Raw genomic sequence first — 14,663 nt, forward strand, 5'->3', positions numbered from 1 at the left:
ATCGACCCGATCGACGGCACGGTCAACTTCGTGTACGACCTCCCCGGCTGGTGCACGTCGATCGGGGTGCTCCAGAACGGCGCTCCGGTCGCAGGAGCGGTGTACGCCCCCGTGGTCGACGAGCTCTACAGCGCCGGGCGGGACCGCGGCGCCACGATCAACGGGGTTTCGATCGGCGTGTCGGGCGCCGACGACATGGCGACCGCACTGGCCGCCACCGGGTTCAGCTATCACATCGACGGACACCGCGCCCGCCAGGCCGAACGCATCGCCACGGTGCTCCCCACCGTTCGTGACATCCGCCGCCAGGGCAGTGCTGCGCTCGACCTCGCGTACGTGGCGAGCGGACGCGTCGACTTCTACTTCGAGGAGTTCCTCAACTCGTGGGACGTCGCGGCCGGCGTCCTGTTCGTCACCGAAGCCGGCGGAGTCGTCACCGCATTCGACGGATCACGCCTCGACGTCGCCGCTCCGGCGGGTGTCATCGCGTCCACCCCCACGCTGCATCGGCAGGTCGTCGCGGCGCTTCCCGCCTGAAATTCGGCTTGATGTTCGTCGTCAGCTGGTGAAATGCGGCATCATGGAGGAGTGGGTACACGCATCCTGGCCGTCGAGGACGACGAGCGCATCCGTTCGGCGGTGAAGCTTGCGCTCGAGGACGAGGGCTGGGTCGTCGACGAAGCCGAGAGCGGCGAGCAGGCGATCGAGCTCTTCCAGCGCTCGACACCCGACGTCGTGCTGATCGACATCATGCTGCCGGGAATCGACGGTTTCGAGCTCTGCCGCACACTGCGCCGCACCAGCGACGTTCCCGTCGTCATGGTCACCGCGCGCAACGACACCCACGACATCGTCGCCGGACTCGAAGCCGGTGCCGACGACTACCTGACCAAGCCCTTCGCCCCCAAGGAACTGTCGGCGCGGATTCGGGCGCTCCTGCGGCGGATCCGCCCCGGCGCTCAGGGCCACGCGCGCCTCGTCTTCGGCGACCTCGAACTGATCCCCGACGAGGGCAAGGTGCTCCGCGAAGGTTCCGAGGTCCACCTGACCAAGACGGAGTTCCGGTTGCTCTGCGAACTAGCGGAGAGCCCGGGCAAGGTGCTCAGTCGTGAAGCCCTGCTCGACAAGGTGTGGGGTTACGACTACTTCGGCGATGGTCGCCTCGTCGACGTCCACATCCGGCGCCTCCGCACCAAGGTCGAGAACGATCCGGCGAACCCGCGGCACGTGGTCACGGTGCGCGGACTCGGCTATCGCCTCCAGACCTGACCCACCGGAACAGGAGCATCGGTGGTAGGACCCATCCGACGCCTCATCGGACGCTCGAGGCCACGGTCGATCGGCCTCCGACGGCGCATCCTCGTGATCATCACGCTCGGCTCGATCGCACTGTCGGTGTTCGTGGCCACGACGACCTTCGGCCTGACGCGGTCGAATCTCGTCTCCGAACGGGACGAAGCGGCGATCTCGACCTCACGCCGGAACGCCCTCGGCGTCGAACGCGACCTGCGACCCACCTTCCCGCCCGAGCCGACGGCCGCTCGGGCCTCACTCGAACGCATCGGCGTCCAGCGGTACATGCTCTGGTATCGGGACACGCAGTACGGGCGTCCGCCGTTCACGCGCGACAATCTTCCGCCCGAACTCTTCGAGAAGGTCGTGGTCGACGAGGTGTCCGCGAGCCAGGTGGTGCGGATCGACGACGAGTTGAACATCGTCGTGGGTTGGTCCGTTCCCGACGTCGGCGCCTACTTCGAGTTCTTCGCGCTCGACGACGTGGAATCCAACCTGTCCAATCTGCGCGTCGCGCTGTTTCTCGCGGCGTTGATCACCACCGGGCTCGGGGTCCTGGTCGGAGTGTTCGCCGCGCGGCGCGCCGTGAAGCCGCTCGGTACGGCCGCCCAGGCTGCGTCGGCGATCGCCGGCGGCCGCCTCGACACGCGCCTGGAGAACAACGAGGATCCGGACCTCCGCGTCCTGACCGAGTCGTTCAACGACATGGCGCAAGCGCTCGAGCTGCGCGTCGAACGCGATGCTCGCTTCGCATCCGACGTGAGCCACGAGTTGCGGTCGCCGCTCATGACCCTCGCCGCATCGGTCGAGGTGATGGAGGCACGTCGTGACGACCTGCCCGAGCGCGCTCAGTCCGCCCTCGACCTGCTGTCCGGTGACGTCGTGCGCTTCCAGGGGCTCGTCGAGGACCTCTTGGAGATCTCCCGCTTCGACGCCGGGGCGATTCGACTCAACATGGAAGAGCTGCTGGCCGCCGAGTTCGTCCGCCAGGCGGTCGCGGTGAGTTCGGTCCCCGAGACACCGGTGCGGGTGAGCGAGCGAGCGGAGCTGGCGATCATCCGCGGCGACAAGCGGCGCCTGGCTCGCGTGATCGCCAACCTCATCGACAACGCTCGCGCCTATGGCGGCGGGGAACCCGAGATCACGATCGAGGTCACCAACCCGCCCGACGAGCCGATGTCCCACCTCACCATCGCGGTCGAGGACCGTGGTGCCGGCGTCGCTCCCGAGGAACGCTCGCTCATCTTCGAACGCTTCGCACGCGGCGGAGGGGCCGGCCGGCGCACCGGGAGCGAGGGCGCCGGGCTCGGCCTGTCGCTCGTCGACGAACACGTCCGGATGCACGGTGGTCGGGTCTGGGTCGAGGACCGTCTCGACGGCGAGTCCGGCGCGCGATTCGTGATCGAACTCATGGCCACGGAGCTGGAGGACTGACATGCGTCGACTCGTCGGTCTCCTGAGCGCGTTCGCCGTGGTCGTGCTCGCTTCGTGCACGATCACCGAGGACAGCGCGCCCACCGACATCCCGGTCGACCAGCAGGGCAACTTCGGTGAACTCGCGACGGGTGACGCCGCGGTCGGCGGGAGCCGCATCTACCTGCTCAGCCCGGTCGGAACCGACGATCAGGCGCTCCTGCGCGCGGTGCCGCGCAGCGACGCGACGAACCCCGAGGAACTCCTGACATCGCTGATCGCCGGGGCGAACGCCGACGAGAGCACGACCGGGCTGTCCTCCGCCGTCCCCGCCGACCTCGAGATCCTCGACGCCAGCACGGTGGGCACGCGGCTGACGGTCGACATCAACGAGGCCCTCGCCGAACTGTCCGACCAAGGGTTGCGGCTCGCACTCGCGCAGATCGTGGCCACCTCATCCGAGATCGACCAGGTTCGCCAGGTCCGCCTCCGCGTGAACGGGCAGAACCAGGGCTGGCCCACCGGCGACGGCGAGGTCACCGATCGACCACTCACCCTGTACGACTACCCCGGTTTCCTCGAGACCTCGCAGCCCGACTTCCCGGCCCTCCCCCTCCCGTCGGCGTAGATGTCCACGGGGTCGGACCCCGGTGGACGCATCACGCGAAGAAGTGGGACGCGACTCCGTCGAACAGTTCGCGGTCGACGGTGCGGGTCTTGCCGACCGCGACGGTGAGGTCCTCGAGTTCGATGTTCGGGCCGCGGACCACGGTCATCTTGCCCCACGCCTGTTCGTGCACCGCGTTGATCGCGGCGACGCCGAAGCGAGTCGACAGCACACGGTCGAATGCCGTGGGAGTTCCGCCGCGCTGGACGTGACCCAACTGCACGACTCGGGTCTCGAATCCGGTTCGCTCGCCGATCGCGTGGGCGATCCGAGTCGCGACGCCGCCGAGCACGACGTGACCGAAACGGTCGTAGACCTTCTCCTCCATCTCGAGCGTGCCCTCGGCCGGTTCGGCGCCCTCCGCCACGACGACGATCGAGGCATAGCGGCCCCGATCGTGACGCCGCGTCAGCCGGGTGCAGAGTTGGTCGAGATCGAACGGGATCTCGGGGATCAGCACCGCGGTGGCACCTCCGGCGATTCCGGCCTGGGTGGCGATCCAGCCCGTGTGACGCCCCATCACCTCGACCACCATGACGCGGTCGTGGCTCTCGGCGGTCGTGTGGAGCCGGTCGATCGCGTCGGTGGCGATCTGGACGGCGGTGTTGAACCCGAAGGTGACATCGGTGCCCTCGATGTCGTTGTCGATCGTCTTCGGCACGCCCACGATCGGCAGGCCGTGCTCGGTGTGGAGCTGACAGGCGATGGACAGGCTGCCGTTCCCGCCGATCACGATCAGCGCGTCGAGGCCGAGGTCGTCCATCGACTGCTTCACGTGATCCACGCCGTCCGGGGTGTCGAACGGGCTCCCCCGCCGCGTGCCCAGCACCGTTCCGCCGCGTGGCAACAGGCCGCGCATCGATTCGACGGTGAGCGGAATCGTCCGGCGATCGCGCACACCGTCCCAGGCGTCGAGGAACCCGACGAGCTCGTCACCGAACGCACGCTCGCCCTTGCGGACCGCGGCGCGGATCACCGCATTCAAGCCTGGACAATCGCCTCCACCCGTGAGCATCCCGACTCGCACGAGATCCGATCGTACCGGCCGACGCTGCGCCGCCGGAGGGTCTCGCTGATTGAATGACGGTCATGCGGTGGGATTCCAGTCGTCCGGTTCCGTGGCAGCGGCTCATGCGGGAGTGGTTGATCTACGTCGCGATCATGGCCGCCCTGTTGGCGGTGTTCTTCCGGGACGCCGGCATCGTCGGCGCCCTCGCCGGTCTCCTGGTGTCGGGGCCCCTGTACCTGCTTTTCGGCTTCGTCATGGCCAAGCTCGGCTACCAGCGCAAGTCGCTGAAGGAGATGCGAACCCCGCAGGCGTCCTCGAAGAAATCGAAGCAGGACAAGGACGAATCGGACGACGACGCGTCCGCGAGGCGCCCGCCCGCGCCGACCAAGCGCACGTCCGGCGGCGGCAACCGTCCGAAGTCGAAGTCCCGTCGTCGCTGACCGCGCTCGACCGGCTGCCTGCTGATCTTCGGAACGCTCGGAGCGACTGACCTACATTTGTCGCCGTGACCGAATCAGCCTGCGTGATCGCCATCGACGCCGGGACCACCGGCGTCCGCAGTCGAGCGGTGTTCACCGACGACTCCCCCACCGTGGCGGCCTACCAGGAGTTCACCCAGCACTTTCCTCGTCCCGGATGGGTGGAGCACGACGCCGATGAGATCTGGGCGACCACCGTCGAAACCTTGTCGGACGTGATCGATCAGGTCGGTCGGGACCGCGTGGCGGCGATCGGCATCACGAACCAGCGTGAAACCGCGGTGGCGTGGAATCGGTCGACCGGCGCCCCGTACGGCAGTGCGATCGTCTGGCAGGACCGCCGCACCGCCGATCGATGCGGCGAACTCGAAGCGGCCGGACACCTGCCGTTGATTCGGGAGCGGACCGGTCTGGTGCTCGACCCGTACTTCTCCGGAACGAAGTTCGCCTGGCTGTTGGAGCACCGTGACATCCCCGTCGACGACGATCTCGCGCTCGGCACGATCGATGCGTGGTTGATCTGGAAGCTCACCGGCGGCGACGTGTTCGCGACCGACATCACCAACGCCAGCCGGACGATGCTGTGCGACATCCGATCGCAGTCGTGGGACCCGGAGCTGTGCAACGTCCTCGGCGTGCCGATCGCAGCGCTTCCCGAGATCGTGCCGTCGAGTGGTCGGATCGGAGTGACGTCCGCTCGGAACGGCGTCGCCGAAGGGATCCCGGTCAGCGGCGTCGCCGGCGACCAGCAAGCAGCGTTGTTCGGCCAGGCCTGCGTCAGGCCGGGAATGGCGAAGAACACGTACGGCACGGGCTCGTTCGTGCTCCTCAACATCGGTGAGGAGTGTCCGGAACCGACCGAGGGCATCCTGACGACCGTGGCGTGGACGCTCGCCGACGGCACCACTCACTACGCCCTCGAAGGCGCCGTGTTCGTCACCGGTGCCGCGATTCAGTGGCTGCGTGACGGCATCAACATCATCGACGAAGCGTCCGAAGCGGGACCGCTCGCCGAATCCGTCGACGACACCGGGGGCGTCTACGTCGTCCCGGCACTGACCGGGCTCGGCTCCCCGCACTGGGATCCGCATGCGCGCGGCACCATCGTCGGAATCACGCGAGGGACCGGACGCGCCGAGATCACGCGGGCGGTCGTCGAGTCGATGGCGTACCAAGTACGGGATGTGATCGATGCGATGGTGGCGGCCAGCGGAGTGCCGATCGCCGACCTGCGGGTCGACGGTGGAGCGTCCGTGATGGACTTCCTGTGCCAATTCCAGGCCGACCAGCTCGGCGTGAGCGTCCAGCGCCCCATCGATCACGAGACGACGGCGCTCGGAGCTGCGTTCCTCGCCGGTCTCGCCGAGGGCGTCTGGGCGTCGACCGACGACATCGCCACCGCCTGGAACCTCGACGCGGACTTCACCCCCGAAACCGACCGCACCGCCGCTGACGCCCTGCACGCTCAGTGGCAGCGCGCCGTCGACCGCTCCCGCGCCTGGTCCACCACCTGACCCAGAACCCCGGCCCCGCATCCGGCCCGCATCCGGCCCGCCACCCCCAACATCCGCCTTCAGGAAATTTCGTGGGATCAAGACCGCGAGGGTCTCGATCCGCAAGAATTTCCTGCGCAACGCGCCGGCCTCCGCGGAATTTCGTGGGATCGAGACGGTAGGCGTCTCGATCCCACGAAATTTCCCTGCGACCGGCGATGCGGGATGATGCGGGATGGTGCGCAGGGGATCCGCATGTCCACGAGCGTCGCGTCGATGTCGGAGCAGGGAGTGTCGGAGAGGAGGCCCGGCGACTACAGGAGGGCGTCGGCGAGGCGGGCGAGGAGGCTGAGGCGCACTCGCTCGCGCTCGTGGATCACCCGATTGCTTCGACCGCACGCCACGGTGAGGCCGGAGCTGATGAGGTGGCCCCACGCGAGGTCGTTCGGCAGTGATTCGTCGACCTCGTTCAGGTGCTCGCTCCCCGCGAGGAATGCGGTCAACCATTCGACCTGGGGTGAATCGCCGACCTGCGCGATCACCTCGACCCCGCGCAGCACGACACTCCAGTCGGCCTCCAGGAGCCGCTGGACCGATGAACACAACACCTCGATCCGCTCCCCCGGATCGGACTCCGCCATCGCCGCGCCTGCGGCCAGCGCGGCGAGGTTCGGGTCCGCGCGATCCAGTTCGACGGACCGAACGTCTTCGACCGACACCCCATCGACCGCGTCGACCTCGTTGATCAACAGCGAGACGACATCGTCACCCGGCAGCGCGACCGTCAGCTCGTCGATCACCCGGTCAGCTCCCTGCTCGAGGATCTCGATTCCCAGCACGTCGCCGCGGACCGCTCCGATCCGGCTCGCCACCTGCCCCAGGGCGCCGGGACGATCAGGAAGCCAGACGCGCACGACGACGGTGATCATGTGGGGCGAGAGTACCGAGGTCACGTGTCAGCCGAGTTTCGGCAGACCACGTTTCAGGTTTCGGATCGCCTGGTTGATCCGCATCTCGTTCTCGATCAGACCGAAACGTACGAACCCTTCGCCACCCGGTCCGAAACCGACACCGGGCGACAGCGCGACGTCGGCCTCGCGTACGACGTGCGAGCAGAACTCGACCGAATCCATCTCGGAGTACGGCTCGGGCACCGGACCCCAGCAGAACATCGAGCCGCCGGGCTTGGGCATGTCCCACCCGATCCGTGCGAGCCCGTCGACGAGCGTGTCGCAGCGCGACTCGTAGATCTCGCGGACCTGGTCCGGGAAGTCCTGGGCTTCGTTGAGCGTCACCGTCGAGGCGATCTGGACCGGCTGGAACATGCCGTAGTCGAGATAGCTCTTCAACTTCACGAGCGCTTGGACGACCTCGGCGTTGCCGAGCAGGAACGCCGAGCGCCAGCCGGCCATCTGGAACGACTTGGTCATCGAATACAGCTCGACCGCGCACTCCATGGCACCTTCGGCCTGCAGGATGCTCGGCGGCTTGTGCCCGTCGAAACCGATGTCGGCGTAGGCGAAGTCGTTGACGACGATCATCTCGCGCTCGCGACAGAAGTCGACGACGCGCTGCATGAAGTCGAGGTCGACGGTCGCTCCGGTCGGATTGTGTGGGAACGACATGACCAGCACCCGCGGCTTCGGCCAACCCACGTCGTAGGCCGTGTGGAGGCTGTCCATGAAGTCGTCGGTGAACGTCTCGCGGTCGGAGGGGTCCGCGAGGAACTTCATCGGCACCTGGCGGAGGTCGGCACCGGCGAACAGCGGGCCGTAGATGTGGATCGGATAGCTCGGCGTCGGCACGATCGCCGCGTCGCCACGTTCGAGCAGCACCCACATCAGGTGGCTGAAGCCCTCCTTGGCACCGATCGTGTTGGTGATCTCGAGTTCGGGATCGAGGTCGACATCCCACTTGTTCTTGTAGTAGCCGGCGATCGCCTCACGCAGCTTCGGGAGTCCGCGGCTGAGGGAGTATCGGTGGTTGCGCGGGTTCTGCGCCGCCTCGGCGAGCTTCTCGACCGCGATGTCGGGCGACGCCATGTCGGGGTTGCCGAAGCCGAGGTCGATGACATCTGCTCCTGCACGCCGTGCCTCGATCTTCAGCCCGTTGATGATGGAAAAGACGTACGGGGGCAGATTCTCGATCCGACGGAACTCCATACGGCGACGATAGCTGCCGGTCAGCGACGCCCGGCAGGCCGATTTCCGGCGGCCGGCGCATCGCCCCTGGTCACGAACCGGATCGAAGTGGAGGATTGATCAGAGTTCGGGCAACAGTGCCGCACCCACCGCGCCGGCGAGCGGACCGAAGTGGGCGAACTCGATCCGGGGCAGCGGTCGCAGGTTCGGCTGATACAACAACTCGGCGAACCACCGTGTGATCGGTTCGACGTAGAGCTCCGACCCCATCGCGAGCCCACCACCCAGGACGAACATCTCGGGGTCGGCCGCATTGGTGAGATTCGCGAGTCCGAGCGCGACCCAGCGCCCGAATTCGTCGATCACGGCTCGAGCCTCACCGTCGCCCTCCAGTGCCGCGTCTCGAACGTGCTCGCCACGAACGTCCTCGGGGTCGCCACCCGCCCGTTCGACGACGGATCTCAGGCGGCGCCCCGCTGCGGCCTGTCGGGCCAGCATCGCGAGACCGGAGCCCGATGCGTAGCGCTCCCAACAGCCGCGTCGCCCGCACGGGCACGGAGGACCGTTCGGATCGACGACCATGTGGCCGAACTCGCCGGCGAAACCGTGGGCGCCACGCTGGAGTTCTCCGTTCGCGACGATGCCCCCACCGATCCCGGTCCCGAGCGTGACCAGCATCATGTCGGTCGTTCCGATGGCGGCGCCGAGCGTCCATTCCGCCAGTGCGGCACACGTTGCGTCGTTGTCGACCGAGACGGGGTGCCCGAGCCGCTCCGAGAGCAGCCGACCGATCTCGAACTCGGCGACCCCGTCGAGGTTCGGGGCGGCACGCAACACCCCCTCGCGGGTGACGAGCCCGGGAGCCCCCACGCCGAGCCGACCGGAGGCGCCGAGCGAATGCGCCAAGTCCGACAGCGTGTCGATCAGCGGTTCGAGGCTGTCGATCCCCCGCGGCGTCGGCCGCAGGTCCTGCGCGACGATCGATCCGTCGTCACCGAGTGCAACTCCGAGCGCCTTGGTCCCACCGACGTCGATCCCGACGCGAACGGACCCGTTCGTCACGCCTCGGCGCGGACCTTCAGCTCCCGAACCGTGTTGAGGATGCGAACCTCGGCCCGCCGCTTCACGAAGCCGGGCAGCGGAACGACGAGGTCGATCGCGAGGTCGTAGCGCACCTCGGTCTTGCCGTCGCCGGTGGGGACGAAGGTGAACGCGCCGTCGATCGAGCGCTGGATGTCGCCGCGAATCATCGACCAGCCGAGCTGACGCGGCTCGTCCTCGTACCGGTACTGCAGGGTGTAGTGCGTGCTGCGGCCGAGGGCAGATGCGCGGAACTCGACCTCGCTGGGTCGGCCTTCGTCGTCGGTCTGGTGGATCGTGACCGCTTTGATGTCGCGAGCCCATTCCGGGTACCGAGTGAGGTCGACGGCGACGTCCCACACCGCGTCCGGTGTGGCGTCGATGGTGATGATCTCGGTCGCTGTCTCAGCCATGGCTCTCATTCTGGTCGGTCGTGCTCTCATTCTTCGACACTCGGTCGCGATATCGGCCGTGAAATGCGGCCCACAGTCCGTTCATCCCGAATCCGAACAGTGGGACCAACACGCCGAGCGCCAGCGAGTTGCCCGGGCTTCCGTCGGGCGAATTCGGACGGGAGATCGCCGTGACGAGGGCGACGGCACACTGCACCGCCAAGGCGATCAGCATCGGCGCTCGCACGGAGCGCGGCGCCACGCCCCCGGCCAGGAGATACAGCTGCGTCACCGCAACCTGCTCGCCGCGGCTGCGCTGCACCGCATTCCAGAACGACCACAGGAACGCCGCGATCCCGACGAAGAACAGGACCAGCGCGACGACGGCGGCGATGGTCATGGCCACTCCGTCGAACAGGATCGCCGCGGTGATCGCCGTGACGGCGAACAGCGCTGTCGCCGCGACGTCGATCCGGACGATCAGGTCGCCGGGCCCACGGGGATTGTTCATCGGGGCCACCGTACCGGTCAGTCGAAGACGCCGAGCGTGTCGCCGAGCCGCCGCGCCAGCACGTCGTAGGCGAAGTCGGCTTCGACCCGCTCGCGCGACTTGACACCCATCGATGCTCGGAGCTCGTCGTCGTCGAGGAGTTGTTCGAACGCGTCGGCGACCGCTTGCACGTCTTCCGGATCGTCGATGACCAACCCGGTTTCTCCGTGTGCGACGGCCTCGGCCGCTCCGCCCGAGTCGCCGGCGACCTGCGGCACACCACACGAGGCCGCCTCGATGAAGACGATGCCGAAACCCTCCTGTTCGAGACCACCCCAACGGTTGCGGCACAACATCGTGAACACGTCGGCGCATCCGTACAGGGCGGGGAGATCGTCGTTCGGAACGCGGCCCGCGAAGTGCACCGGGGCGTCGAGTTCCTCGGCCAACTGTCGGAGCCGATCCTCCTCGCGACCCGAACCGGCGATCACCAGCAGCAGGTCCGGCCGACGATGCTTGATCCGCGCCACCGCACGAATCGCCGTGTCGAAGCCCTTGCGCGGCACCAGGCGGGAGATCCCGACGATCAGTTCCGCGTCGACGGGCAGCCCGAGGCGTTCGCGGGCGGCGAGTCGCTCGGACGGATCGAGGACGCGGAACCGATCCGGATCGACACCGCACGGGACGACCGTGGTCGGCAGTTCGCGACCCGCCGCATGCTCGGCCTCGGCCGCTGGGTAGCCGCCGGCGGCGATGACGTGGCGAGCGCGACGCAACGTGTAGGCGAGCGCCTGTTTCGACAGCGGGAGGCGGCCGGGAACGGTCACCTCGGCACCGTGGAGAACGAGGTCGTACGGCAGCTTCAACGACGGACCCACGAGACCGAGCGGTACGGCAGGATCGATCACCACGAGGTCGGCATCGACGTCGTCGGCGAGGTCGTTGATCCGCTTCACCATCCAGGGGTGCGGCAGGAGGAACGGCTCGGGTGTCCGCTCGATGCGATACGGCTCGCCGGCGTCGAACTCCTCGGTTCCCTCGTACGGACTGGTGAGCACGGCGAAGCGGTCGGGTGGAAGTCGACGCCACCACTCCCAGAGCAGCGACTGGATGCCACCGATCTTCGGCGGATAGTCGTTCGTGACGAGGAGGTGCTTCATGAGGTCGGTGTGGTCCGCTCGTCGAGGCGGGCGTCGGCCCACACCGCGTGTTCGACGAGAATCGGGTCGTCGTCCGAACGGTAGCGGTCGAGCACGGCGCGGGCTTCGCGATCCTCCGGGTCTGCACGGTTCCCGATGACGACCAGCGCATTTCGACGGAGCCAGCGCATCTCCCGTCCGGCGATCCACCACCGACCGTGTCGCGCTTCGATCGTCGCGTCATCGAGTCCGAGCAGCTCGATCGCGTCGACGAATGCCTGGACCTCGTCGCCCTCGACGTCGAGTTCGACGGTGTTCCGGGGTCCGAGGCGGACCGAGATCGGACACACGTCCTGACAGTCGTCGCAGCCGTACATCCGGTCCCCCACGGCGGAACGGAACTCGACCGGGATCGGTCCGGGCTTCTGCAGGACCCAACTGAGGCAGCGAGCTCCGTCGATCACTCCCGGCGCCACGATCGCGTCGGTCGGGCACGCGTCGATGCATCGCACGCACGAACCGCAGCCGTCCGACGCCGGTGCGCCGTTCGGTTCGTAGAAGGCATCGGTGACGATCGACCCGAGCACGAAGAAGCTTCCCGCGCCGGGCAGCAGCAGATTGGCGTTCTTTCCGAACCAGCCGAGACCGGCACGTTGAGCGATCGCCCGATCGACGAGCGAATTGTCGTCCGCGAACACCAACGCTCGGTGTCCAGCGGCTTCGATCTGCGCCGCTGCCGCGCGCAGTCCCACACGGAGCGGTTCGTAGTGATCGACCCACGCATAGCGCCCGACGCGTGCCGGAACCCCGGAGACAGGTCGTGTGGGCTCGGTATCGGTGAGGTACGGGCGTGCCGCCACGATCACCGACTCGGCGCTGGGAAGCGCTCGACGGGGGTCGGTCGAACGGTCGGGATTGCGATACGTGAACTGCATTCCGTCGTTCAAGCCGCGTGCCTTGCGCTCGTGGATGACCGAGCGAGTGTCCTCGAGGACGTCCGCCGAGGCGACACCGAGACGGCTGATGCCGTGCGGAGCGACGACCTCGCCGATCTCCGCGAGGGTCGGCAGTCCGGGCGGGTGTTTCGTCGAGGTCACAAGCGATCGGAGGCCGTGCAGGCCCTCGCGGCGTCGACGTGCTCTCTCGCCATGTCGATCGTGATGTCGAGATCCTCGACACCGTTGCTCACGACACTCGAGGCGGACACGAACTCCTCCGTGCGCAAGATCGTGGCCGGCGCGGTCGTCCGCAGGCGGTCGTCCGGACCCCGCTCGAACACGATCTCCGCGAGCTCGCCTCCTGCCTGCTGGATCTCGAAACCGCTCCCCTCGGAGGTGAATCCCGAGATCGTCGTGCCCTGCGGCAGCCCGCGCTCGTCGATGCACACGTCCAAGATGATCTGGATGTGCGGTTCGGCGAACTGTCCGGGGGCGTTGGTGACCACCCGGTCGGCGCATCCGTCACCGGCCCGCACGGGAGGATTGACGACGACCTCGCCACCGACGAACGCGGCGCTGAACGCTCCGGCATCACCGATCGCGACGACGTCCGGGGACGAGGTCAACGTGCCTTCGAGCGCACGCGTCGCGGTGTCGCTGTCACCGGTCACGGTACGTTCGACGAGGCCGCGTGCCCCGCTGCCGTCGAGGAAGAAGTAGCTCGACACCTCGGTGTCGGTGTCGACCGGTTCGTACGGCAGGTGCACCTCGCAGATCGCGACGATGTTGTACTCCTCGGCACCGACACGAACCACACCGGGAGGTGGCAGATCCTCGATGCGGGGATCGATCGTCGTCGGTGCGTCCGGATCGGTCGCGGCCGGCGCCCGATCACCGTCGGCAACGCCAGTGGTGCCCGCTGGTTCTTCGTCGTCGGTCTCCGATCCGTCCGCGGACCCGGTGGCGGCCACCGCAGCGGGTTCGACGTCTCCCACCGCGTCGGTGTCGTCGTTCGCCCGCGACTCACCGATGACCACCCAGAGTGCGATGAAACCGAGCGCAATCGCGAACATCGACGGGATGAACCACCACGGCGTTCCGTCGCCCGGTCGCTCGATCTGACCGGTCGCTCCGCTCGACTCCCGCGGAAACGCGATGAGCGGATCGACCCCGGAGCGCCCGGTGGGCACGGTGTCGTCGTCCTCGGTGTCGCTCATGGCGGCATCGTAGAAGCCCTCACCTCGACATCTGCGGAGTGTCGGTCGATTCGAACTCGTCGAAGGCGACGAAATGCGGATCGGGGTCGAGCAGCCCGGCTCGCGAGAACAACTCGACCGCGCGTTCGGTGTGGCTCAGCCCGCCACGCCGCGGTGCCGGGACGAACTCGATCGGTCCGGCATCGTTGGCGAGAAGGTGCTGGACGACACAGTCGCCACACGCCGTGGTGTTGGCCGCAACGCACGTGCTGCAGTCGAGGGAGAGGTCGTCGGATTCGAACATGCCGTCATCATGCGCACGGGGGTACGTCAGAGTTTCGGACGGCATTCTCGACGCCTCGACACGGCGGTTCGCGTCACTCGACCTCGAGGAACTCGCGGAGGCGCTGGCTGCGCTGCGGGTGTCGCAGTTTCGCGAGCGTCTTCGCCTCGATCTGGCGGATCCGTTCCCGTGTCACCCCGAACTCCTTGCCGACCTCTTCCAAGGTCTTGGCCTGTCCCCCGTCGAGCCCGAAACGGAGTCGGACGATCTCCTGCTCGCGCTCGGACAGCTCACCGAGGACCTCGCCCACGGCATTCGTGAGCATCACCCGCGTGGCCGCGTCGGCGGGGCTGTCGGCCGACTCGTCCTGGATGAAGTCGCCCAGGTTCGACTCGTCCTCCTCCCCCACCGGGGAGTCGAGCGACAACGGATCCTGCGAGTACCGCAGCAACTCCCGAACCCGCTCGGGTTCGAGTTGAACCCGCCGCGCGAGCTCGTCGATCGTCGGTTCGCGCTCGAGCTCCTGATGCATCGTGCGTTTCGCGCGCGTGACGCGGTTCATGTGCTCGACCATGTGCACCGGGATCCGGATGGTGCGCGCCTGGTCGGCGATCGAGCGGGTGATCGCCTGGCGGATCCACCACGTGGCG

The 14,663-nt window shown here is 67.7% G+C and carries 17 protein-coding genes; 6 read left to right on the forward strand and 11 right to left on the reverse strand.

Features of this window, described 5'->3' with window-relative positions:
• From ON45_RS15015 to ON45_RS15030, 4 genes are all read left to right on the forward strand, one after another.
• On the forward strand, positions 1-537 hold a 537-nt coding region (locus tag ON45_RS15015; RefSeq protein ID WP_040494818.1), incomplete at its 5' end, for an inositol monophosphatase family protein.
• Positions 538-588: 51 nt separating this feature from the next.
• Positions 589-1,269 (forward strand): response regulator, encoded by a 681-nt coding sequence (locus ON45_RS15020; RefSeq protein ID WP_241432217.1) that lies wholly within the window; start codon positions 589-591, stop codon positions 1,267-1,269.
• A 21-nt stretch (positions 1,270-1,290) separates the two neighbouring features.
• The gene (locus tag ON45_RS21665) at positions 1,291-2,727 is read left to right on the forward strand and encodes a sensor histidine kinase (protein ID WP_148288710.1); all 1,437 of its coding nucleotides are present in this window, start codon (positions 1,291-1,293) and stop codon (positions 2,725-2,727) included.
• Between the two features lies 1 nt (position 2,728).
• The gene (locus ON45_RS15030; protein WP_040494820.1) at positions 2,729-3,334 is read left to right on the forward strand and encodes a GerMN domain-containing protein; all 606 of its coding nucleotides are present in this window, start codon (positions 2,729-2,731) and stop codon (positions 3,332-3,334) included.
• A gap of 31 nt (positions 3,335-3,365) precedes the next feature.
• Here the strand turns inward: ON45_RS15030 and ON45_RS15035 are convergent, their stop codons facing one another.
• Positions 3,366-4,400 (reverse strand): 6-phosphofructokinase, encoded by a 1,035-nt coding sequence (locus ON45_RS15035; protein ID WP_040494821.1) that lies wholly within the window; start codon positions 4,398-4,400, stop codon positions 3,366-3,368.
• A 62-nt stretch (positions 4,401-4,462) separates the two neighbouring features.
• Here ON45_RS15035 and ON45_RS15040 point away from each other — a divergent pair, with 62 nt between their 5' ends.
• Positions 4,463-4,822 carry a hypothetical protein gene (locus tag ON45_RS15040; RefSeq protein ID WP_148288711.1) on the forward strand — a complete coding sequence of 120 codons (360 nt, stop codon included), beginning with the start codon at positions 4,463-4,465 and terminating at the stop codon, positions 4,820-4,822.
• Positions 4,823-4,887: 65 nt separating this feature from the next.
• Positions 4,888-6,375 carry a glycerol kinase GlpK gene (gene glpK, locus ON45_RS15045; RefSeq protein ID WP_083915036.1) on the forward strand — a complete coding sequence of 496 codons (1,488 nt, stop codon included), beginning with the start codon at positions 4,888-4,890 and terminating at the stop codon, positions 6,373-6,375.
• A 293-nt stretch (positions 6,376-6,668) separates the two neighbouring features.
• Here the strand turns inward: glpK and ON45_RS15050 are convergent, their stop codons facing one another.
• From ON45_RS15050 to ON45_RS15095, 10 genes are all read right to left on the reverse strand, one after another.
• Positions 6,669-7,283 (reverse strand): ACT domain-containing protein, encoded by a 615-nt coding sequence (locus tag ON45_RS15050; RefSeq protein ID WP_040494823.1) that lies wholly within the window; start codon positions 7,281-7,283, stop codon positions 6,669-6,671.
• A 27-nt stretch (positions 7,284-7,310) separates the two neighbouring features.
• Complete coding sequence (locus tag ON45_RS15055; RefSeq protein WP_040494824.1) at positions 7,311-8,516, reverse strand: aminotransferase class I/II-fold pyridoxal phosphate-dependent enzyme; 1,206 nt, start codon at positions 8,514-8,516, stop codon at positions 7,311-7,313.
• 99 nt (positions 8,517-8,615) lie between these two features.
• The gene (locus ON45_RS15060) at positions 8,616-9,557 is read right to left on the reverse strand and encodes an ROK family protein (RefSeq protein ID WP_040494825.1); all 942 of its coding nucleotides are present in this window, start codon (positions 9,555-9,557) and stop codon (positions 8,616-8,618) included.
• Positions 9,554-9,988: an SRPBCC family protein gene (locus ON45_RS15065; RefSeq protein ID WP_040494826.1), complete on the reverse strand. Its 435-nt coding sequence runs from the start codon at positions 9,986-9,988 to the stop codon at positions 9,554-9,556. The genes ON45_RS15060 and ON45_RS15065 overlap by 4 nt, the downstream gene beginning before the upstream one ends.
• Entirely contained in the window at positions 9,981-10,478 is a 498-nt protein-coding gene (locus tag ON45_RS15070) for a hypothetical protein (RefSeq protein ID WP_040494827.1), read from the reverse strand. The genes ON45_RS15065 and ON45_RS15070 overlap by 8 nt, the downstream gene beginning before the upstream one ends.
• A gap of 17 nt (positions 10,479-10,495) precedes the next feature.
• Positions 10,496-11,617 (reverse strand): glycosyltransferase family 4 protein, encoded by a 1,122-nt coding sequence (locus ON45_RS15075; RefSeq protein WP_040494834.1) that lies wholly within the window; start codon positions 11,615-11,617, stop codon positions 10,496-10,498.
• A complete protein-coding gene (gene queG, locus ON45_RS15080) occupies positions 11,614-12,693 on the reverse strand; it encodes a tRNA epoxyqueuosine(34) reductase QueG (RefSeq protein ID WP_040494828.1) in 1,080 nt (359 codons plus the stop codon). The genes ON45_RS15075 and queG overlap by 4 nt, the downstream gene beginning before the upstream one ends.
• Positions 12,690-13,751 carry a hypothetical protein gene (locus ON45_RS23145; protein ID WP_040494829.1) on the reverse strand — a complete coding sequence of 354 codons (1,062 nt, stop codon included), beginning with the start codon at positions 13,749-13,751 and terminating at the stop codon, positions 12,690-12,692. Before ON45_RS23145 ends, queG begins: the two co-directional genes overlap by 4 nt.
• Positions 13,752-13,770: 19 nt before the next feature.
• Positions 13,771-14,034 (reverse strand): hypothetical protein, encoded by a 264-nt coding sequence (locus ON45_RS15090; RefSeq protein ID WP_148288712.1) that lies wholly within the window; start codon positions 14,032-14,034, stop codon positions 13,771-13,773.
• A gap of 73 nt (positions 14,035-14,107) precedes the next feature.
• Positions 14,108-14,663, reverse strand: a 556-nt coding sequence (locus ON45_RS15095; protein ID WP_040494831.1) for a sigma-70 family RNA polymerase sigma factor, incomplete at its 5' end; no start/stop codon positions are given.

It is taken from the genome of Ilumatobacter nonamiensis YM16-303 (assembly GCF_000350145.1).
Taxonomy (GTDB): Bacteria; Actinomycetota; Acidimicrobiia; order Acidimicrobiales; family Ilumatobacteraceae; genus Ilumatobacter_A; species Ilumatobacter_A nonamiensis.